20 protein-coding genes are annotated in these 19,224 nt (G+C 64.2%); 10 read left to right on the plus strand and 10 right to left on the minus strand.

What is annotated here, in order from left to right; all coding sequences use genetic code 11:
• Positions 1–2: 2 nt before the first annotated feature.
• Entirely contained in the window at positions 3–395 is a 393-nt protein-coding gene (locus tag C8J36_RS05140) for a DUF971 domain-containing protein (protein ID WP_132533247.1), read from the minus strand.
• A 267-nt stretch (positions 396–662) separates the two neighbouring features.
• On the opposite strand from C8J36_RS05140, the gene moaA reads away from it, so the two are divergent.
• The 3 genes from moaA to mobB are packed head-to-tail and all read left to right on the plus strand — an operon-like array spanning position 663 to position 2,870.
• Entirely contained in the window at positions 663–1,652 is a 990-nt protein-coding gene (moaA, locus tag C8J36_RS05145; RefSeq protein WP_245506481.1) for a GTP 3',8-cyclase MoaA, read from the plus strand.
• Positions 1,653–1,701: 49 nt separating this feature from the next.
• A complete protein-coding gene (mobA, locus tag C8J36_RS05150) occupies positions 1,702–2,358 on the plus strand; it encodes a molybdenum cofactor guanylyltransferase MobA (RefSeq protein WP_132533251.1) in 657 nt (218 codons plus the stop codon).
• A complete protein-coding gene (gene mobB, locus C8J36_RS05155) occupies positions 2,355–2,870 on the plus strand; it encodes a molybdopterin-guanine dinucleotide biosynthesis protein B (RefSeq protein ID WP_132533253.1) in 516 nt (171 codons plus the stop codon). Before mobA ends, mobB begins: the two co-directional genes overlap by 4 nt.
• 9 nt (positions 2,871–2,879) lie before the next feature.
• Here mobB and C8J36_RS05160 read toward each other — a convergent pair whose 3' ends face one another.
• Both C8J36_RS05160 and C8J36_RS05165 read right to left on the minus strand, forming a co-directional pair.
• Entirely contained in the window at positions 2,880–3,614 is a 735-nt protein-coding gene (locus C8J36_RS05160) for a polysaccharide deacetylase family protein (protein WP_132533255.1), read from the minus strand.
• A gap of 119 nt (positions 3,615–3,733) precedes the next feature.
• Positions 3,734–6,043: an OmpA family protein gene (locus tag C8J36_RS05165; protein ID WP_132533257.1), complete on the minus strand. Its 2,310-nt coding sequence runs from the start codon at positions 6,041–6,043 to the stop codon at positions 3,734–3,736.
• Positions 6,044–6,400: 357 nt separating this feature from the next.
• On the opposite strand from C8J36_RS05165, the gene C8J36_RS05170 reads away from it, so the two are divergent.
• From C8J36_RS05170 to C8J36_RS05195, 6 genes are all read left to right on the plus strand, one after another.
• Positions 6,401–7,183 carry an ABC transporter substrate-binding protein gene (locus C8J36_RS05170; RefSeq protein WP_062596494.1) on the plus strand — a complete coding sequence of 261 codons (783 nt, stop codon included), beginning with the start codon at positions 6,401–6,403 and terminating at the stop codon, positions 7,181–7,183.
• A gap of 116 nt (positions 7,184–7,299) precedes the next feature.
• A complete protein-coding gene (locus C8J36_RS05175; protein ID WP_132533259.1) occupies positions 7,300–8,103 on the plus strand; it encodes an ABC transporter permease in 804 nt (267 codons plus the stop codon).
• Positions 8,100–9,017 carry an ABC transporter permease gene (locus tag C8J36_RS05180; protein ID WP_132533261.1) on the plus strand — a complete coding sequence of 306 codons (918 nt, stop codon included), beginning with the start codon at positions 8,100–8,102 and terminating at the stop codon, positions 9,015–9,017. Before C8J36_RS05175 ends, C8J36_RS05180 begins: the two co-directional genes overlap by 4 nt.
• Positions 9,018–9,164: 147 nt before the next feature.
• Complete coding sequence (locus tag C8J36_RS05185) at positions 9,165–9,431, plus strand: aspartate-semialdehyde dehydrogenase (RefSeq protein ID WP_062596496.1); 267 nt, start codon at positions 9,165–9,167, stop codon at positions 9,429–9,431.
• A gap of 82 nt (positions 9,432–9,513) precedes the next feature.
• Positions 9,514–10,338, plus strand: coding sequence for a methyltransferase domain-containing protein (locus C8J36_RS05190; RefSeq protein WP_132533263.1), 825 nt, complete (start codon positions 9,514–9,516; stop codon positions 10,336–10,338).
• 38 nt (positions 10,339–10,376) lie between these two features.
• Positions 10,377–11,249 carry an NAD(P)-dependent oxidoreductase gene (locus C8J36_RS05195; protein WP_132533265.1) on the plus strand — a complete coding sequence of 291 codons (873 nt, stop codon included), beginning with the start codon at positions 10,377–10,379 and terminating at the stop codon, positions 11,247–11,249.
• A gap of 36 nt (positions 11,250–11,285) precedes the next feature.
• On the opposite strand, the gene C8J36_RS05200 is transcribed toward C8J36_RS05195, so the two are convergent.
• From C8J36_RS05200 to C8J36_RS25255, 3 genes are all read right to left on the minus strand, one after another.
• Positions 11,286–11,774, minus strand: a complete 489-nt coding sequence (locus C8J36_RS05200; RefSeq protein ID WP_062596499.1) for an Lrp/AsnC family transcriptional regulator — start codon at positions 11,772–11,774, stop codon at positions 11,286–11,288.
• Positions 11,775–11,841: 67 nt separating this feature from the next.
• Positions 11,842–12,450 carry a uracil-DNA glycosylase family protein gene (locus tag C8J36_RS05205; protein WP_245506482.1) on the minus strand — a complete coding sequence of 203 codons (609 nt, stop codon included), beginning with the start codon at positions 12,448–12,450 and terminating at the stop codon, positions 11,842–11,844.
• Positions 12,451–12,467: 17 nt separating this feature from the next.
• Positions 12,468–13,043: a thermonuclease family protein gene (locus tag C8J36_RS25255; protein WP_245506466.1), complete on the minus strand. Its 576-nt coding sequence runs from the start codon at positions 13,041–13,043 to the stop codon at positions 12,468–12,470.
• Between the two features lie 115 nt (positions 13,044–13,158).
• Between C8J36_RS25255 and C8J36_RS05215 the strand changes: the two genes are divergently transcribed.
• Entirely contained in the window at positions 13,159–14,694 is a 1,536-nt protein-coding gene (locus tag C8J36_RS05215) for a HAMP domain-containing sensor histidine kinase (protein ID WP_132533270.1), read from the plus strand.
• Between the two features lie 18 nt (positions 14,695–14,712).
• On the opposite strand, the gene C8J36_RS05220 is transcribed toward C8J36_RS05215, so the two are convergent.
• The 4 genes from C8J36_RS05220 to C8J36_RS05235 form a co-directional block, all read right to left on the minus strand.
• Complete coding sequence (locus C8J36_RS05220; RefSeq protein WP_132533272.1) at positions 14,713–15,795, minus strand: ABC transporter ATP-binding protein; 1,083 nt, start codon at positions 15,793–15,795, stop codon at positions 14,713–14,715.
• The gene (locus C8J36_RS05225) at positions 15,792–17,342 is read right to left on the minus strand and encodes an iron ABC transporter permease (RefSeq protein WP_245506483.1); all 1,551 of its coding nucleotides are present in this window, start codon (positions 17,340–17,342) and stop codon (positions 15,792–15,794) included. The genes C8J36_RS05220 and C8J36_RS05225 overlap by 4 nt, the downstream gene beginning before the upstream one ends.
• 222 nt (positions 17,343–17,564) lie before the next feature.
• A complete protein-coding gene (locus C8J36_RS05230) occupies positions 17,565–18,578 on the minus strand; it encodes an iron ABC transporter substrate-binding protein (protein WP_062596504.1) in 1,014 nt (337 codons plus the stop codon).
• A 199-nt stretch (positions 18,579–18,777) separates the two neighbouring features.
• Positions 18,778–19,212, minus strand: a complete 435-nt coding sequence (locus tag C8J36_RS05235) for a diacylglycerol kinase (RefSeq protein WP_062596726.1) — start codon at positions 19,210–19,212, stop codon at positions 18,778–18,780.
• Between the last annotated feature and the right edge of the window lie 12 nt (positions 19,213–19,224).

The following is a 19,224-nucleotide window of genomic DNA, read 5'->3' on the forward strand; positions in this document are numbered from 1 at the left end:
GCTCATCGGGCGCCCTCGCCCTGCCTGCGGAGCTCGGGACCGCGGGTGAGGCCCTTGGCGCTCAGCTCCTGCTCGTAGGCGGCAAACAGGGCAGCGCCGTCGCTGGTCAACGTCCGCAGGTAGGTCCAGGTGAAGATGCCGGTGTCGTGACCGTCATCGAAGGCGATGCGCACCGCGTAATTGCCCGTCGGCGTCATCGCGGCGATGGCGACATTGCGCTTGCCGGGCACGGTGACCTTCTGTCCCGGCCCATGTCCCTGAACCTCGGCCGAAGGCGAGAGAACGCGCAGCATCTCGGCGGGCAGGACGCCGGCGATACCGTCGTTGAAGGTCACCGTCAGCGTGCGTTTATCCTTGGAGACCCGCAACTCCTTGGGCCAGCTGTCGCTCGTCATGTCCGTCTCTCCGCGCCCGTGTCGTCGTGCGCCTGATGCCGCTTGATTTTTCAGAGACCTAGCGCAGATTCCCCCTCAAGGAAACCGACACGCCCGACGATTGCATGGCGCGAACGGAGACCGTCCTCGACGCCGGCCTTGACGCATCCCGTCCCAGGCACGATGTTTGTAGGCAGGACGACGGAGACGCTTGTGAACACCATCATCATCGACAGACGCCCGATCGAGAAGCGCGGGGCGGTGGCTCTTGCCGGCTCAACTGGGCCGATGATCGACCCCTTCGGCCGGGCGGTCACCTATCTGCGTGTCTCCGTCACCGACCGCTGTGATTTCCGCTGCACCTATTGCATGGCGGAAAACATGAACTTCCTCCCGAAGAAGGACCTTCTGACGCTCGAAGAGCTGGAGCGCATCTGTTCCGCCTTCATCGACAAAGGCGTGCGCAAGCTACGCCTCACCGGTGGCGAGCCGCTGGTGCGCAAGAACATCATGCATCTCGTACGCGCGCTCGGCAGAAAGATCGAAGAGGGAACGCTGGACGAGCTGACCCTGACCACGAACGGCTCCCAGCTGGCGCGCTATGCGCAGGAGCTTGCGGATGCCGGCGTCCGGCGCATCAACGTGTCGCTGGACACGCTCGACCCGGTCAAGTTCCGCGAGATCACGCGCTGGGGCGACCTTTCCAAAGTTCTGCAAGGGATCGACGCCGCTCAGGGCGCCGGCCTGCATGTGAAGATCAATGCGGTCGCCCTGAAGGGTTTCAACGACCGTGAGATTCCCGACATGATCCGCTGGGCGCATGGCCGGGGCATGGACCTGACGCTGATCGAAACCATGCCGATGGGCGAGATCGAGGAAGACAGAACCGATCGCTACATGCCGCTGTCGGAGATGCGCGACCGGCTGGCGGAGATCTTTACCCTCACCGACAACGCCTACGCCACCGGCGGTCCGGCCCGCTACATGACCGTTGCGGAAACCGGCGGCAGGCTCGGCCTGATCACGCCGATGACCCATAATTTCTGCGAAAGTTGCAACCGTGTCCGGCTGACCTGTACGGGCACTCTCTACATGTGCCTCGGCCAGAACGACGCCGCCGACCTGCGCGCGGCTGTTCGGGCGTCCTCCGAAGATGCGCTTCTGTCGCAAGTCATCGACGAGGCGATCGGCCGCAAGCCGAAGGGCCATGATTTCATTATCGACCGGACGCAGAACCGCCCCGCCGTCGCACGGCACATGAGCGTGACCGGCGGCTGAGATGACCGCCCGCACCCGTGACCTCGATGACGACAGGGTCTCCTGAACGATGGCCCTCACCCAGGCAGCCGACGTTTCCCGCGCGATCCTCGGGGTGGTGCTTGCAGGCGGCCTGTCGCGCCGGATGGGGCGGGACAAGGCAAGCCTTCCATTGGCCGGGACGTCGCTGGCGATCCGCACGCTGGACCGCCTGCGACCGCAGGTGACCGCCCTCGCCTTCAACGGCGACTCTTACCTTCCTGGCTTTGCCGCCGGTGTGGAAACCCTTCCGGAGATGCATCCCGGCCGCTTCGGTCCGCTGTCGGGCGTTCTCGCCGGGATGCGTCTCGCACAGTCCATGGGCACTCCGCACGTCGTCACCGTGCCGGTCGATGCGCCTTTCTTCCCGCCCACACTTGTCGTCAGGCTGTTGGAAGCGTTGGAGAAGACCGACAGCCTCATCGCCGTGGCCGGCTCGAACGGGACCCTGCATCCCGTCTTCGCACTCTGGTCTGCGTCGCTCTCCGCCGATCTCGAACATTTCATCGCGACCGATGCCAAGCGCCGGGTCCGCGGCTTCATCGAGCAACACCCGCATGTCGTCGTCGACTTCACCACGACGGGCGTAGCGGCCCCGGAGATCGATCCCTTCATCAACATGAACAGGCCCGGAGATGTGGAGATGATCGAACGGATGCTGACGCGAAAGGGAGCCGACGACCGATGAGCAACCCAAAGATCTTCGGCATCGCCGGCTGGAAGAATTCGGGAAAGACGGGTCTCGCCGTCCGGCTGGTGACGGAACTGACGGCGCGGGGATACAAGGTCTCGACCGTCAAGCACGCCCATCATGATTTCGATATCGACAAGATCGGCGCGGACAGCTGGCGGCATCGCGAAGCCGGGGCGCATGAGGTGACGATCGTGTCGGGCACCCGCTTTGCGATCATGCACGAGCTTCGCGGCGAAGCGGAACCGTCTTTCGAGGCGATCCTTGCCCGCCTCGCCCCCTGCGATCTCGTTCTTATCGAGGGTTACAAGCGCGAGCCGATCCCGAAGATCGAGGCACGGCGGCTGGAGGCGAAGAACCGCGAGCCGTTGGCGCCCGGAGATCCGCATATCGGTGCCATCGCATCTGACCATGCCGTACCCGACGCAACGCTGCCGGTCTTCGATCTCGACGACACCGCCTCGATCGCCGACTTCGTCGAGGCGATCTGCGGGCTCAAGCGTCGATGAGACGACGCTTCAGTTGACGGTCGCGTTGCTGCCGTTTTCAGAAACGGCATCGAGCCGCACGAACGTGAAGCCTTTTGCCTTCAGGGCCAGAATGCCCGCCGCAACGCCTTCCCCGGCCGCATGGGTCGGCTGGTTGATATGCGAAATGATGACGTCGCCATCGTGCGCACCGGCGATGCGCCGCGTCGCCGCCCTCGCTCCCAACAGGGAACCGTCGTCGCCGTTCAGCGAATAGCCGGCGACGTCGAACCCCAGCGCCCTGATCTGGGCAATGGAAGACGCCGTATACTTCGCCGTGGCGCCGCGAAACCAGTGCGGGCGCGGCGCGCCGTTCACGACCAGCGCATTCGCGCCACCCGACACTTCGGCCTCGACCGCGTCTGCCGAACCGGCCGATGCGATGCCATAGACCGGCACGGGGCGATCGATCGCCGGCACATGCATTGCGCCATGGTTTTCCAGCTCGAACAGGTCGGGATGGGCGCGGAAGATCGCAAATGTCTCTGCGTTCCGCTTCAGCCAGCGTGCCGTGATGAAGATCGTCGCGGGGATGTGGTTGTCGATCAGCACGGAAAGGATCCGCTGGTCCGCGAGCCCCATGCAGGCGTCGAAGGTCAAGGCCACGCGCGGCGTCTTGCCGCCGGCAGCGATATGGAGCTTGGGCTCCAGCAGGCCGTCACGCGCCGAGGCCTGCGTCGCAAAACCGAGGGCCGCCAACAGCGGCAGGAAAAGAAGAGCTTTCATCAGACGTCCAGACAGCAAGAACCCGGCGCAAGCGGCGCCGGGTTCTTTATCTTCAGGACCTCTAAGATGGCAAAATCGGGGCGGCGGTCGCCACCGACCGCCATCCTTTTCGCCAACCGTTATTTCTGCGCGACGGGACGCACGAGCGGCGTGACGCGGCGGATCGTGACGCGTCGATTCTGTTGCTCAGCGTCCGTCGTGCGGACCTTGAGGAAGCGCTCGCCATAGCCCTGCGTGACCAGGTTTTCCGGCGGGATCTCGTAAATATCGGTCAGGAGTGCCGCAACCGATTCGGCCCGTTCGTCCGAGAGAACGAGATTGGACTGGTCGGAGCCGACAGCATCGGTGTGACCTTCGATCAGGAAGGTCTCGCCCGGATCCTTGTCGATGACCTCCAGCATGGCATCAGCCACTTTCCGCAGCGTCTTTGCCTGCGATGTCGGCACCTCTGCACTGCCCGTGGCGAAGGTGATCGTATCGAGATCGATACGACGGACCTTGTCGCGGATACGCGCGGAGTTGCGAACTTCGTCCAGCGAATAGGTGCGCTCGACCCGTTCGACCGGCGGCTCGGCCAGGAAGTCGTAATAGTCGCGATCCGGCTCCGACGAGGTGTCGATGATGTAGTCGCGCACCGGAACCGTGAGGCGCATCGGCGGCAGATCCTCGCCAACGTCGTAGAGCGGCGGGCGCTTCTCTTCGTCGCTCTCCGGAGCGTAGACCATCAGATATTCCTCGCCATCGCGATTGATGCGCGTGCGCTGGATCACATCGCCATAGCGATTGTAGATCGTCACGACGCGCATCCCGTTCGGGCGCTCGATCACCTCACGGGTCCGGCCACGCGGCAGTTCCTCGTAATAGGTCTCGCGGGCGTCGCGACGCAGGCGCGGGCGGTCGTCGCTCCGCACGACGATCTCGTCGCCGAAATCGAGGACGGTTCGATTGTTGCGCGATTCCTCGACCCGCGGACGCTGGCCGGTGAGCGCGTCGATCAAGTCGCGGGCATCGAATTCCGGTGCCTGATCGATCCGACGTCCCCGCTCGTTGATCGCCGCATTCAGCTCTTCGCGATCCGGGCGACGTTCGCGATATTCGGCCTGTGCATCGGCGTCGGTGCGCGGCGGCGGCTGATTGTCGCGTTGCTCGCGAACCTGCTCGCGTTCGCGGCGACGCCGGTCGCGCGAATCGCCGTCGCGGTTGTCAGCGTCCTTGTCGCTGTCGAGCACGGCAGCACCGTTCTCGACCGGCAGAACGACCGTCTCGTCGCTCTTCGAGGGATCGCGTGCCAGCTTCTCGCGCTCCTCGCGCGACCGCTTGTCGACCACGTCGCGCGCCGGGCGATCGCGCGTTGCGCCGTCATCGCCGGCGGGGTCACCGTTGGTTTCGGCATTGCGATCGCCGCGCGGACGCGCCGGATCCTCGGCCTGCTGACCCTCGGCCTCGCGCTGCTTGCGGCGCTCGGCACGAATGCGGGCACGCTCCTCGTCGGTCATGTCTCCGCCGGTGGGCTGCTCTGCCGTGTCGCCCGGCTTTGCCTGCTGATCACCGTCCTGCTGTCCGTTCAGGCGCTCCGCCTCGCGCTTACGAATGCGCTCGTCGCGCTGCCGCTTGCGTTCGGCGTCGGAGACGTCCCCGTCCTGCCCTGCCTGTGCCGGCCGGGCCGCGTCGGAATCAGCGGGCTTGGCCGCGTCGTTCGCATCAGCGCCAGACTTCTTCTGTTGCTGATCATTCTTTTTCTGTTGCTGCTCGTTCTTCTGTTGCTCTGCCTCGCGCTGCTGCTTGCGGCGCTCCTCGCGGCTTTGAGCCGGTGCCTCTTCGCCCGACGGCTTCGCCTGCGGCTGTTCGTCGCCGGTCTGGTTCTGCTGCTCGGCCTCACGCTCCTTCTTGCGGCGTTCTTCGCGGCTCGGGCGCGGCGTATCGTCGCCAGAAGGCTGCGCCTGCGGCTGCTCTTCGCCGTTCTGCTTCTGCTGTTCGGCGTCACGCTGCTTGCGGCGCTCTTCGCGGCTGGGGCGCGGTGCGTCGTCGCCGGAGGGCTGTGCCTGCGGCTGTTCGTCGCTCTGCTTCTGCTGCTCGGCGTCGCGCTGCTTGCGACGTTCCTCGCGGCTCGGGCGCGGGCTGTCTTCGTTGGAAGGCTCGGCTTGCCGCTGCGGCTCTTCGCCGCCCTGGGACTGGTCCGAATTGCGCTGCTTGCGGCGCTCCTCGCGGTTCTGGCCGCCTTCGCCGTTCTCGGACGGTTCGCCACGCGCCTTCGGTGCGGATTCGTCCTGCCCGTCGACGGGCTTGCGCTTGCGGAGAAGCTCGTCCTCGTCAGCCTGGGCCATCTGGAAAGGCTTGATCTGCGCATCGGCCAAGGCCGGCTGCAGTCCGACAGTCATTGTGAGCAGCGGCATTGCCACCGTTGCAAAAAGCTTGGATCGAATGGTCATGGTGTCTCCTCCTACGAGAGATCCCGTTTTTGTTCTTGTGTCCGGCACCGATGAGCCGGACCGGTATATGCTCGAACGCCGTTCACCGGCCGGTCGCAACGCATGCTGCGATCCTGGGGTCGGAGCGGTAGCAACAAGCGCATGAATTGGCGATGAATATGGCGTTCACCCGGCGGACATAGGCTTTCCTCCTCCGACCGCCAGAGCCTGTTGACGCTTTTCTGCGCCTGCGCTTTTTCCTGTTGCATTTGCGAACGGGTGACGGAATATCGCAGTCTAAGCGACCGTTCGCCGTCGCTTGCGAATGTCCCGGGACACCAAGAACAAGCCGGGACCGCGCCAACAGAGAGGATCGACATGCCTATCGCCAAACGTCTGACCATGGCTGCCGCTGCAGCCGTTTTCGCCCTGACCGCAAGCACGGCACTCGCCGCGGGCGAAAAGATCACCATCGGCACCGAAGGCGCCTACCCGCCCTTCAACGTGCTGGAATCCGACGGCTCGCTGTCGGGCTTCGACATCGATATCGCCAAGGCGCTCTGCGTCGAGATGAAGGCCGAATGCACCTTCGTGACCCAGGATTGGGACGGCGCCATTCCGGCCCTGATCGCCAAGAAGTATGACGCCTTCATCGCCTCGATGTCGATCACCGCCGAGCGCAAGCAGCAGGTGGATTTCACCGACAAATACTACAATACGCCGCCAGCCATCGCCGTGCCGAAGGATAGCCCGATCACCGAGGCGACCGAAGCCGGTCTCGACGGCAAGACGCTTGGCGCACAGGGCTCCACGACTCATTCCAACTATGCCGAAGCGCATATGAAGAAGGCCGAGCTCAAGCTTTACCCGACATCCGACGAGTATAAGCTCGACATCGCCAATGGCCGCATCGATGCCGTGATCGACGACGTCGTCGTGCTCTCGGAGTGGCTGAAGACCACGGATGGCGACTGCTGCAAGCTGCTCGGCACGCTGCCGATCGATCCGGTCATCAACGGTGCCGGCGCCGGCATCGCCCTGCGCAAGGGCGACAACGATCTGCGCGAAAAGTTCAATGCGGCGATCAAGGCCATCCGCGCCAATGGCAAGTACAAGGAAATCAACGACAAGTACTTCGCCTTCGACGTCTACGGCGGCTAATCGACGCCTCGTCAAAATCCTGCGGCGGGAGCTTGCCCTCCCGCCGTTTTTGTTTGACAACAAGGGCGTAAGCAAGAGGTGCCCATCAAGAAGCGCCTCAAGGGGACGATCAGACAATGAGCGGAATCATGGCCGCGCTTTCCTCCGCCGTGTCATGGCTCGGCGCCATGCTTGATCCGTGGTGCGGACCGCTGGGTGTTTTCCGACTGTTTGCGGGCAACACGCTGCTTGCCTGCGGCGATGCGGGCTGGGGCGATGAAATCGGCTATGGCTTTCTCATCACCGCATCGCTCGCGATCGCCACCCTGCCCGTCGGCCTCGTGCTCGGCTTTTGCGTGGCACTCGGCAAGCAGTCGAGCGAAGGGTCGCTCCGCCTGGCCTCGGACATTTACACGACGATCTTTCGCGGCCTGCCGGAGCTGCTGACGCTGTTCATCGTCTATTACGGCCTGCAGATCGTCGTGCAGCAGGTGCTCTCCGGGGTCGGTTATACCGGTCCAGTCGAAATCAATGCCTTTTTCGCCGGCATGGTCGCCCTCGCCGTGGTCTTCTCGGCCTACTGTTCCGAGGTCCTGCAATCCGCCTTCAAGGCAATCCCCAAAGGCCAGTATGAGGCGGGCGACGCGCTCGGCTTCAGCCGCGGAAAGACCATGCGGCTGATCGTGCTGCCGCAGCTCTTTCGCATCGCCCTGCCCGGCCTCGGCAACCTCTGGATGGCGCTTCTGAAGGATACCGCGCTCGTCTCCGTCATCGGCCTGCCCGACATTCTGCGCCAGACGGGCGTCGCCGCCCGCGTGACCAAGCAGGCCTTCGAATTCTTCGGGCTTGCCTGCATCCTGTTCCTGCTGCTTGCCGCGGCATCCTCCGTCGTGTTTTCCGCGCTGGAGCGCTGGGCGCGCCGTTCGGAGATGGCCCGATGAGCACGCTGCCTCCGCTTCCGCCCGCAGGTGCGCCGCCGGCGCTCGACACCGACATTCCCACCAACGGTGTCCGCTCCACCCAGGCTTTCGTTTCGACCGATCTGATCCCGCCGCAGCCGGCACCGCGCCAGGACGCCCGACCCTACACGCTGTCGCGCCTGTTCGGCCGCGCTCTTCTCGGCGTCTGGCTCGCCGTTTTCGTCGGTCTCGGCATGCTGATCGTCGGCGGCTTCGATCTGGAGAAATTCCAGCGCTACGGTCCTGGATACCTTTCCGGCCTCGGCGTCACGCTCGGCCTCGTCTCATCTTCCATCCTCCTCGGCGCGCTCCTGTCGCTGCCGGTGGCACTCGGCCGCATGTCGACAAACAAGATCGCCAACTGGATCTGCTACGTCTACGTCTACTTCTTCCGCGGCACGCCCGTGATCATGCAGCTCTTCCTCATCTATTACGGCTTGGGGAGCTTCCGTCCGCAGCTGACGGAGATCGGGCTGTGGTGGTTCTTCCGCGAGGCCTGGTACTGCGCGCTTCTGACATTCGTGCTGAACACAGCCGCCTACCAGGCGGAAATTCTGCGCGGCGCGATCGAGAGCGTGCCCCGCGGCCAGCGCGAGGGCGCCGCCTCGCTCGGCCTGCCGCCACGCATCGCCTTCTTCAAGATCATCCTGCCGCAGGCGATGATCGTGGCGCTCAGACCCTATGGCAACGAGATCATCCTGATGATCAAGGCCTCCGCCATCGTCGCCATCGTCACCGTCTTCGACCTCATGGGCGAGACCCGCCGCGCCTTCTCGCGCACCTTCGACTACCAGACCTATCTCTGGGCCGCGATCTTCTACCTGATCATGGTGGAAGCCCTGCGAAATCTCTGGGCCTGGCTGGAGAAGCGGCTGACGCGGCACCTGAAGCGCTAGTTTGCCAAATGGCAGCACTCGTTGACCGATACTGCCAAGCCCTTGCTATCTCATAATAATTTTTGTCACCCAGCCGTCATTAAGACTTGCTTAACCATTCGGGCGCTTCATTCTAGAGACCGTCATTCAGCAAAGATGAGGTTTCGCATGGCATCTGACATGGAACTGCAGCTGAAAGGGTACGGCCTCACCACGGCCGAGATCCTCTACCGAATGCCCGATCGCCAGGCGATCCTGCAGAGCTACATCTGGCAGCACTACGATCTGGCGCCGCACTTCCCCGAAATGAAGCAATTCCTGAAATTCTGGCGGGAGACGCTGGATGGACCGCTGCATTCGGTGCGATATGTCCACCGCCAGCTGATCTCGGCCGGCGACTGGCGTGCGTTGCAGGGAGAATTCATCATCAACTGAACGGTCTCCGACAGACGCTGCGCGGGTGTCGCGGTGCCGGATCGGGATTGCCTTCCGGCAGGAGCCATCCTACAAAGCGGCCATGCAGAAGAAGATCGACGAAGACGCTTTGGCCGAGGCCTATAACCGCGCACTCGCGCTCGAAAAATCCGGCGATGTCGAAGCGGCTGTCGCTGCTTATGGCGAAGTGCTGGCACTCGACCCCGAAGATCATGGGGGTGCGGCCGTGCGCATCGCCTCCATGGGCCACGGCGAAACGCCGGACAAGGCGCCCGACGCCTATGTCACGACCCTGTTCGACCAGCACGCCGATGTTTTCGAAGACGTGCTTGTCGAACAGCTGGGCTACTCCGTGCCCATGATGGTGCGCCAGCGGCTGCAGAGCCTCGGGCTCGGGCCTTTCAAGAGCCTCCTCGACCTTGGTTGCGGTACGGGCCTGACCGGCGGCGCGTTGCGTGACATGGCGGAAACCGTGACAGGCGTCGATCTTTCGGAAAACATGGTCGAAATTGCCGATGAAAAGGATATCTACGACGCGCTCTACGTCGCCGAAGCCGTGGACTATCTCGAGGACAACGAAGACGGGCCGTTCGATCTGGTCACGGCAACGGATGTCCTGCCCTATCTCGGCGGGCTCGAAGCCCTGTTCTTTGCGGCGGCCGAGACCATCGAGCCGGGTGGGCTGTTCATCTTTTCCAGCGAGACATTGCCGGACGCGGTCTTTGCCGGACGTCGCTTCATGGTCGGCCCGCACCAGCGTTTCGCCCATGCGCGCGATTATGTGCTGGAACGTCTGGATGCGACCGGGTTCGATCTGGTCGATCTCACGGAGATCGTCGTGCGCATGGAAGACGGCGCGCCGATTGCCGGTCATCTCGTCGTTGCGCGGCTGCGCACTGCGGCGTGAGTCGTCGCTCCCTTCATCGATCGCCTGAGGAGAATCCCGTGGCAAAAGTCGCCTTCATCGGTCTCGGCGTCATGGGGTATCCCATGGCGCGCCATCTCGCCGTCAAGGGCGGCCATGACCTGACCGTCTACAACCGGACGGCTGCGAAGGCCGAGACCTGGGTTTCGGAAAACGGTGGCCGTGCCGTGGCAACCCCGGCCGAGGCCGCGCGGGACGCGGATTTCGTCTTCTGCTGCGTCGGCAACGACGACGACCTGCGGTCGGTCACGACCGGCAAGGACGGCGCCTTCGAGACGCTGCGCGCAGGCGCGATCTTCATCGACAACACCACGGCGTCGGCCGAAGTGGCGCGGGAGCTGGACGCGGCCGCCCTGGGGCGCGGCGCGCATTTCCTCGACGCGCCGGTGTCCGGCGGGCAGGCGGGTGCGGAGAATGGCATGCTCACAGTCATGTGCGGCGGGGAGCCCGAGGTGTTCGAACGGGCCAAGCCGGTGATCGACGCCTATGCCCGCATGGTCGGATTGATGGGTCCGGCCGGCAGCGGACAGCTGACGAAGATGGTCAACCAGATCTGCATTGCCGGTCTCGTTCAGGGACTGGCGGAAGCCGTGCATTTCGGCAAGAACGCCGGTCTCGACATGGAAGCCGTCGTGGACGTCATTTCCAAGGGCGCCGCCGGATCCTGGCAGATGGAAAACCGCCACAAGACGATGATCGCGGGCCAATATGACTTCGGCTTTGCCGTCGACTGGATGCGCAAGGACCTGGATATCGTTCTGACGGAAGCCCGACGAAACGGCGCCAAGCTTCCCGTAACCGCGCTGGTCGACCAGTTCTATGGCGAGGTCCAGGCGATGGGCGGACGTCGCTGGGATACGTCCTCGCTGCTCGCCCGGCTGGAGAAGAAGTAGGCGCCCCCGCGCCTGCTTCCGTCCCCTTCGCGGACCTCAGTCCTCCTGCGACTTTGCCTGTTCGAGGATCATGTAGTCGAGCGGCATCTGCGTCGTGTACTTGATCTGCTCCATGGCGAAAGCCGAGGATACGTCGCGGATCTCGATCTTGGCGATCAGGCGCTTGTAGAACGCATCATAGGCTGCGATATCCGGCACGACGACGCGCAACAGATAATCCACGTCACCGCTCATGCGGTAGAGTTCGACCACTTCGGGAAACTCGCCGACCACCTCGGAGAACCGCCGCAGCCACTCGATCGAGTGGGCATTGGTGCGGATCGACACGAAAACCGTGACCTTGGTGTTGATCTTCGCGGGATCGAGCAGGGCGACGCGGCCACGGATGACGCCCTCTTCTTCCATCTTCTGGATACGACGCCAGCACGGCGTGGTCGACAGGCCAACCTTCTTGGCGAGGTCGGCGACGGCGAGTGTCGAATCTTCTTGCAGAAGTCGCAGGATCTTACGATCGAGACGATCCATTTCTATAGCCCCCTTCGAATAATATTCCTTCTATAGCGGCAAAAGAGGGGGAAGCCAGAGCGAATAATCACGATATCCGCAATTCGATTTCTGCCCGCAGCACCGGCAGGAGGTCCGCCTCGAACCACGGATTCTTTTTCAGCCAGGGCGTGTTGCGCCAGCTCGGATGCGGAAGCGGCAGCAGCTTTGGCCCGTCCTTGCGCTCGAAGGTCCGCCGCCAGTCTGCGACCGTTGCGGTCATGGAGGCCTGGCGCGATGTGCCGAGGTGGTAGGCCTGGGCGTAGGCGCCGATGACGAGAATGAGCGAGGCGTTCGGGACCGCGGCCAGCGCCGTTTCGCGCCAGGTCGGTGCGCATTCGCGGCGTGGTGGAATATCGCCACCGTGCTTGTCGTATCCGGGAAAACAGAACCCCATGGGGACGATGGCAAACCTGTCCGGATCATAAAAGGTCGCCCGGTCCACGCCCAGCCAGTCACGCAACCGGTTGCCGGACGGATCGTCGAACGGCACCCCGCTGACATGGGCACGCATGCCGGGCGCCTGGCTCGCGATCAGGATCCGCGCCTTTTCGGACAGGACCAGGATGGGGCGCGGCTCATGCGGAAGCGGCGCACCAAAGTTTGGTGCGTCTCGACAGAGTCGACATTTCGAGATCGTCGCGGAAAGGCGATCGATGGCGTCTTGGGTCGGTGTCAACGGGATATCCACGCGGTCTCGATGCGGCGCAGGAGCGCCTTGATCCAATCCGTGTCGATATGGGGTGTTTCGGCCATTCCGCCATGGCGGGCGCGCCACTCTCGTGGCCGATCGAAGGTTCCGGCCCATAGGCCTGCCTGGCGTGTGCGGGCATCGGCTTCCTCCGCGGTATAATCGCCGAAGGCGACGGCAAAACCGTCCGCAACCATGCGGGCGTTGATGTTCTCCCGTCCCGTGACACACACCGCGAGTCGTCGGCCGTAACGGTCATCCGCGCGTCCCTTGCAATCGACCGGCGACCGGCCGATCAGCCGGGCCAGATGCCGCCGGGCCTCCTGTCCGCAGTCCCATGTCTCGCCGTCGCGCTCGCAGGTCTGGGCCCGCTCCGGCGCGTCGATGCCGAGAAGCCGGATACGGTTGCCTTCGATGGCCAGCGTGTCGCCATCGACCACGCGCGGCGCACCGGAAAGGGTCGTGGCCCCCTGCCCGCCGATCCTGTCGGCCGCGAGCCAGACGAGCCCCAGGAACAAGGCCGTCAACAGGCCATCCCGAACGAGAGACCTGGTCTTCATGCTGAAAAACATCGGCGTAACCGGCCGTTAATCACGTGCCGAGCGAGGACAGGAAGCAAGATCTTAACAATTCCTACCTAGAATCGCCGGGTATCCGTCAGACTTTCCGGACAAGATGAATCAGGGCGTCAGCACATCGACCGACAAGATCATTGTCGACAAATCGCGCAGCCATCGCAACAAGGCTGTGTCGAAAGCCGTGCGCGCAAACCGCGAACGCCTGCAAGCCGGCGCATCGAATGCCTCCGGCTTCGACAAGGAAATGCTGGCGCTCTACGTCGCCTCGGTCGTGCAGGGCGCCGCAGCCATGCCGATCCTTCTGATCATGATCGCCGTCAGCGGCCTCTACCTGACGGAAAACCTGCAGATCATCGCCTGGTTGATCATGGCGCTCCTGGTCCATGCTCTCGGCCTGATTGCCGCGAAGCGGGCATTGCGCAAGGATCTGACGCCGGAGACCATCGTCTACTGGCGCCGACGGTTCCTCGCGGTCCAGATCCTGATGGGCGTCGTCTGGGTGCTGTTTCTGCTGCAGGAGTGCCCGACCTGCGTGCCGCGGGATTTCGACCTCTACAAGGGCATCGCTCTTCTCGTCGCCCTCGCCTCGACCGCCATTGCCACGGTGCTGCTGCGCTATGCGCTGATCGTGACGTTCATCCCCTGCGTCGCGCTGCTGGCCGCCAAGGCGGTGCTGGCCGGGAGCGGCGATCTCGTCGCCTTGGCAGTCGTGCTCGGGACGTCGCTTGCCTTTCTCGTCTACATGACGGCACGCATGCGTCGCGCCAATATCCAGATCCTGTCCGTTCAGGCGGAAAAGGACGATCTGATCGCAGAGCTCGAAGTCGCCAAGTCGATGTCCGACGAGGCGCGGCGCCGGGCGGAAGAGGCAAACCTTGCCAAGTCGCGCTTCCTCGCATCGATGTCGCACGAGCTGCGCACGCCGCTGAACGCCATTCTTGGCTTTTCCGAGGTCATGTTCACCGAAGTCATGGGGCCGCTGAACAACCCGACCTACAAGGAATACACCGGCGACATCCATCGCTCCGGCAAGCATCTCCTCGACCTGATCAACGAGATTCTCGACCTCTCGCGCATCGAGGCGGGCCGATACGATCTCAACGAGGAAGCCATCCTGCTCGCGGAAATCACGGAAGACTGCATCGGCATGGTGCAGCTGCGCGCCCGGACCAAGAGCATCACCATCACCGAACAGTTCGAGCAGGGCATGCCCGCCGTCTGGGTGGACGAGAAGGCAATGCGCCAGGTGACGCTCAACCTCTTGTCGAACGCCGTCAAATTCACGCCGCAGGGCGGGCAGATCTCGGTCAAGGTGGGCTGGACGGCCGGCGGCGGGCAGTATCTGTCCATCAAGGACAATGGTCCCGGCATTCCGGAAGACGAAATCCCCGTCGTCCTCTCGGCCTTCGGTCAGGGCTCGATCGCCATCAAGAGCGCGGAACAGGGCACGGGTCTCGGTCTGCCGATCGTGCAGGCGATCCTTGCCAAGCATGACGGCGAATTCATCCTCCGTTCGAAGCTGCGCGAGGGGACGGAGGTCATCGCCATCCTGCCGGCACGCCGCGTTCTGGAAACGGTGCCCGCCGTGCAGGAAACCGCCGCCGTCGCGCGGCGCCGGAAAAGCTTCGCCTGAGCGGCAACGTGAGCGCCGTCAACCGGGCAGGACGTGCCCCTGTCCTACGACCTCGATCGCGACCGTTTCGCCGGGTGCTGCGACATCGAAGCCCGAGACGCGCAGGTCGAGAACGGCCCGCGACGGCCCTTCCCCCACCTCGACCGTCAGACGGCAGAGACCGCCGCCGAATTCGCTGTCGAGCACGCGCGCGCGCGCGCCCTTGACGAGATCGGCCTCCCCGAGGCCGAGCCAGCGGATGCGCAACTGCTCGGGCCGGAGCATGACCTGCAAACGCGGGCCCGAGCTGTCGCGAAGGTGTGAGTTGTCGGTCGCACGCACGGGAATGGGCCCGAGCACCGTTTCCGCCTGCCCTGACGTCACCACCGCATCCAGCAGGACGGCATCGCCGAGGAAGAGGGCCGTCTGGCGATCCACGGGGCTTCGATAGAGAGACTGCGGGCTGCCTGCCTGAACCAGCCGCCCTTCGCGGAAGACGGCAACGTGGTCGGCAAAGGACAGGGCCTCGCCCTGATCGTGCGTCACGAGAATGGACGTGGTTCCGGATGCGGCGAGAATCCGCGCGACCGTGCGGCGCATCGTGTCGCGCAGGCCGGTATCGAGCGCGGAGAAGGGCTCGTCGAGCAGCATCAGGCGCGGTTCGAGCGCGAGCGCGCGTGCCAGCGCCACGCGTTGCTGTTGTCCCCCTGAGAGCTGATGCGGACGCCGCTGGAGCATGTCCGCGTCGAGTTCCACCATGGACATCAGGGCCGCAATCCGCCTGTCGCGCCCCTCCTGCCGTTTCGGCAGGCCGAAGCCGATGTTCTCGCCGACGGTCAGATGCGGAAACAAGGCACCATCCTGCGAGACGATGCCGATGCCGCGCTTGTGGGCGGGCACGTGAACGCCCTCACCCGCGAGATGGGTGCCATCCAGCGTGATGCGGCCGGCGTCCGGACGCTCAAAACCGGCGATCAGCTTGAGGAGCGTCGTCTTGCCGGACCCGGACGGGCCGACGATCGCGGTTCTCGCACCCGCGGGAACGGTGAGCGAGACGTCGATCAGCGCACGGGCGTCCCGGCCGTAGGTTTTGCTGACGGATTCGATGGACAGAAGGCTCATGCGGCGCTCCCGCTTGCGCGGCTCGATTGGCGGTGAAGGACCAGTGTCAGCGGCAGCGACAGAACCACCATCATCAGCGCATAAGGCGCGGCCGCGACATAATCGATTTCGCTCGTCAGCGACCAGAATTTGGTCGCAAGCGTTTCGACACCTGTCGGCGACAGCATGAGGGTGGCGGTGAGCTCGTTGGTGATCCCCAGTGCCACCAGCGCCGTGCTGGCGGCAGCACCCGGTGCGGCCAGCCGCATCGTCGTCACGCGCACCGCCTGCAGAGGCGGCCGGCCGAGCGCCATCGCGGCCCGCTCCAGCTCGACCGGTGCCTGGGCGATGCTGGCCCGCAAGGCCACGAGGGCGCGGGGGAGAAACAGGAGGCCGTAGGCCAGGAGAAGCGTCGCGAATGTCTGGTAGAGGGGCAGAACCAGCCGGACGGTGATGGTGACCAGCGCCAGCGCCACGACCACGCCCGGCAGCGAGCCAACATAATAGTGGCAGGCCTCGAGAAGGCGCTGGAGGCGGCCCGGTGCCCGTACAGAGAGCCAGGCCATGGGTGCTGCGGCCACCGTCGTCAGCATGCCGCCCATGACGGCAAGGAGGATGGTCTGGAACACGGCATTGCCGACCGTCTGCAGCGGCCAGATCTCCAGACCGCCGATCGCCAGCCATCGTGTGAGCGTCGTGAAGGGCACGCCGATGGCGAGCGCCGCGGTCACGAGGTTCAGCGCCAGCGCCGGCCAGACCCAGCGGCCGAGCGCGTGACGCGTCACCATGCGCGGTGCGCCGGAGCCGACACGGGCATAGCGCTCGCCGCCGCGCGCCAGCGCTTCCGTGCCGAGAAGGGCAAGGCAGCAGAGCACGAGCACGCCCGAGAGCATGTTGGCGGCCGGACCATTGAAGGCGGACTGGAACTGATCGACGATGGCGGTGGAAAACGTGTCGAAGCGGATCATGACGAACAGGCCGTATTCCGCCAGCAGATGCAGGCCGACGAGCAGGCTGCCACCGCAGATCGCGACCCGCAATTGCGGAAGCACCGCGCGGAAAAACACACGCCAGGGGCTGAGACCGAGAGAGGCTGCGGCATCCTCGATGGCGGGATCGAGGCGGCGGATTTGTGCGGCGACCGGAAGATAGAGAAAGGGAAAATAAGCGAGCACCGAGACGAGCACGCCGCCGCCTAACCCCTTGAGCCCGGGAACGAGGCTGATCCAGGCATAGGAATGGACGAAGGCGGGAACCGCAAGCGGCGCGACGGCAAGCCAGGCCCAGAGCCGTGAGAATGGCAGGTCAGTCCGCTCCGTCAACCAGGCAAGGGAGACGGCCAGAACGATGGTGAGCGGCACCGTGGCCGCTTCGAGAAGCGCGGTATTGATGAGGAGATCGCCGACCCGCCCGCGAAACACGAGGGCCACCACCTGATCCCATCCCGTCTGCATCGTCACCACGGCCACGAAGCCGAGAGGGATGAGACTGACCAGAGCCACGAGCAAAGCGGGCAGCGTGACCAGGGGATAGGCAAGACGCGAACGCTCGCGCTGCGCGCGCTTCAGACCGCCCGGCGTTCCGCCCTGGGCGACTGCATAAGACTTGGCATCATAAGACTTGGCATCGGCATGCGGCACGGGTGGCGCCTTTACTCGGAACGGAAGATGCGCGCCTCCCCAAGGAAGCGCGCACGGGTCGCGATGACCTATTGCGGCGATTGTGGATGAAATCAATCTAGAATCGTCACGCAGACGTCATGTTGCGCCGGGATCGCGCCGTTGCGCCGCTTAGAGGATGCCGGCTTCCGTCATCAGGTCGGTGACCGACTTGCTGTTCAGCTGCTGCGGATCGACCTTGGGATAGTCCAGCGTGGAGAGGGCCGGCAGGGCCGCGTTGGACTCTTCGCCCTTGGCAACGGCGTATTCGAAGGACGTGCCATCCCGCAGGACGGCCTGGCCGCCCTTGCCCGTCAACCACTTCAGGAAGGCCTGCGCCTCCGTCTTGTGCTGGCTGGAGGCGAGGATGCCGCCGCCGGAAATGCTGACGAAGGCGCCCGGATCCTGGTTCTTGAAGAAGTGCAGCGCGACGTTCTTGCTGTTCTCGCCGGTCTTCGCCTGATCGCCGAAGTAATAGTAGTGGTAGATCACCGCGCCTTCGACTTCGCCGGCGTTCACAGCCTTCATGGCCGTCGAATTGCCCTTGTAGGCGGTGAAGTTCGTCTTCATCGCGGCAAGCCATTCCTTGGTCGCGGCTTCGCCCTTCAGTGCCAGGAGCGCGCTGACGATCGCCTGAAAGTCGGCGCCAGCGGGAGACGCCGCCCAGCGGCCTTTCCAGGCGGGATCTGCGAGATCGAGCAGCGACTTCGGCAGCTTGTCCTCGGTCAGCTTGGTCTTGTCATAGGCAAAGACCGTCGAGCGGGCGGCAACGCCGACCCAGTGGCCGTTCGACGGCTGAAAGGTTTCCGGAACCTGCGCCAGCGTCTCCTTTGCGACCGGTTCGAACAGGCCGGCCTGATCGACCAGCGACATGGCCGGAGAATTTTCCGTGAGGAAGACGTCGGCCGGGGATGCGGCGCCTTCCTGAACGATCTGGTTGGCGAACTCCATGTCGCTGCCCTTGCGCAGCGTCACCTTGATGCCGGTCTCCTTCGTGAAGGCCTCGGCCCAGGCGACGCCCAGGCTTTCATGCTGAGCATTGTAGACGACGATACCGGCGGATTCGGACTGGGCATGCGCGGGGTTCATCGCAGCCAGAAGGGCAGCCGCGGCAACGAAGCCTGCGGCACGGACGGAAATTTTCATGACGGCCTCCTCAGAGTGTCCGGGCGACGCGCCCGGCAGAGGCGGTATAGATAAGATGAACCTAAAGGTCAACTTTATGAAAACCTGCTGCTCGCCCTTCCTTGCTCCAGGAGAAGCCGCGCATTTCCGGGTTTTCAGCCCCCTCGTGCACCGGACGCGATCAGCCCTTCAAGATCACCTTTGTGTTATCGCAGATGCGTTACAGGCCCGTCAGCGGCATGTCGCTCACGACTCGCGAGAGGAAGACGACGTAGAACGCATAGCCGGCATTGGCGAGGATCAGGCAGAGACAGGCGAGCGAGCCGAGATCCTTGGCATTGCGTCCCATCTCGGAGATCTCGGGCGATACGCGATCGACGATCTCCTCGATCGCGGTGTTCAACGCCTCGAACGCGATCATCAGCAGGAAGAGAAGCATCATCGCGACATATTGAAACAATGTCGCGCCGCTCACGGCAAAGGCGATCATGGCCACGGCAAAGCCGATGAGTTCCTGCCGGAACGCGGCTTCTCCGAGCAGGCGCCTCGCTCCGCCGAGCGAATAGGTGGCGGCGGCGAAGAAATGCTGAAGACCCGTCAGCTTTCGCGGCAGCTTATCGCCCGGCGTCTTTTGTGAGGGCTTTCGCTCCTGCATCTGCAGCGCATT

The sequence above is a fragment of the Rhizobium sp. PP-F2F-G48 genome, assembly GCF_004342335.1.
Taxonomy (GTDB): domain Bacteria; phylum Pseudomonadota; class Alphaproteobacteria; order Rhizobiales; family Rhizobiaceae; genus Ferranicluibacter.

What these genes read in the sequence shown, in the direction of transcription:
- C8J36_RS05140 (WP_132533247.1), bottom strand. Translation starts at nt 395, where the DNA reads ATGACGAGCGACAGCTGGCCCAAGGAGTTGCGGGTCTCCAAGGATAAA.
- moaA (WP_245506481.1), top strand. Translation starts at nt 663, where the DNA reads ATGATCGACCCCTTCGGCCGGGCGGTCACCTATCTGCGTGTCTCCGTC.
- mobA (WP_132533251.1), top strand. Translation starts at nt 1,702, where the DNA reads ATGGCCCTCACCCAGGCAGCCGACGTTTCCCGCGCGATCCTCGGGGTG.
- mobB (WP_132533253.1), top strand. Translation starts at nt 2,355, where the DNA reads ATGAGCAACCCAAAGATCTTCGGCATCGCCGGCTGGAAGAATTCGGGA.
- C8J36_RS05160 (WP_132533255.1), bottom strand. Translation starts at nt 3,614, where the DNA reads ATGAAAGCTCTTCTTTTCCTGCCGCTGTTGGCGGCCCTCGGTTTTGCG.
- C8J36_RS05165 (WP_132533257.1), bottom strand. Translation starts at nt 6,043, where the DNA reads ATGACCATTCGATCCAAGCTTTTTGCAACGGTGGCAATGCCGCTGCTC.
- C8J36_RS05170 (WP_062596494.1), top strand. Translation starts at nt 6,401, where the DNA reads ATGCCTATCGCCAAACGTCTGACCATGGCTGCCGCTGCAGCCGTTTTC.
- C8J36_RS05175 (WP_132533259.1), top strand. Translation starts at nt 7,300, where the DNA reads ATGAGCGGAATCATGGCCGCGCTTTCCTCCGCCGTGTCATGGCTCGGC.
- C8J36_RS05180 (WP_132533261.1), top strand. Translation starts at nt 8,100, where the DNA reads ATGAGCACGCTGCCTCCGCTTCCGCCCGCAGGTGCGCCGCCGGCGCTC.
- C8J36_RS05185 (WP_062596496.1), top strand. Translation starts at nt 9,165, where the DNA reads ATGGCATCTGACATGGAACTGCAGCTGAAAGGGTACGGCCTCACCACG.
- C8J36_RS05190 (WP_132533263.1), top strand. Translation starts at nt 9,514, where the DNA reads ATGCAGAAGAAGATCGACGAAGACGCTTTGGCCGAGGCCTATAACCGC.
- C8J36_RS05200 (WP_062596499.1), bottom strand. Translation starts at nt 11,774, where the DNA reads ATGGATCGTCTCGATCGTAAGATCCTGCGACTTCTGCAAGAAGATTCG.
- C8J36_RS25255 (WP_245506466.1), bottom strand. Translation starts at nt 13,043, where the DNA reads ATGAAGACCAGGTCTCTCGTTCGGGATGGCCTGTTGACGGCCTTGTTC.
- C8J36_RS05215 (WP_132533270.1), top strand. Translation starts at nt 13,159, where the DNA reads ATGAATCAGGGCGTCAGCACATCGACCGACAAGATCATTGTCGACAAA.
- C8J36_RS05220 (WP_132533272.1), bottom strand. Translation starts at nt 15,795, where the DNA reads ATGAGCCTTCTGTCCATCGAATCCGTCAGCAAAACCTACGGCCGGGAC.
- C8J36_RS05230 (WP_062596504.1), bottom strand. Translation starts at nt 18,578, where the DNA reads ATGAAAATTTCCGTCCGTGCCGCAGGCTTCGTTGCCGCGGCTGCCCTT.
- C8J36_RS05235 (WP_062596726.1), bottom strand. Translation starts at nt 19,212, where the DNA reads ATGCAGGAGCGAAAGCCCTCACAAAAGACGCCGGGCGATAAGCTGCCG.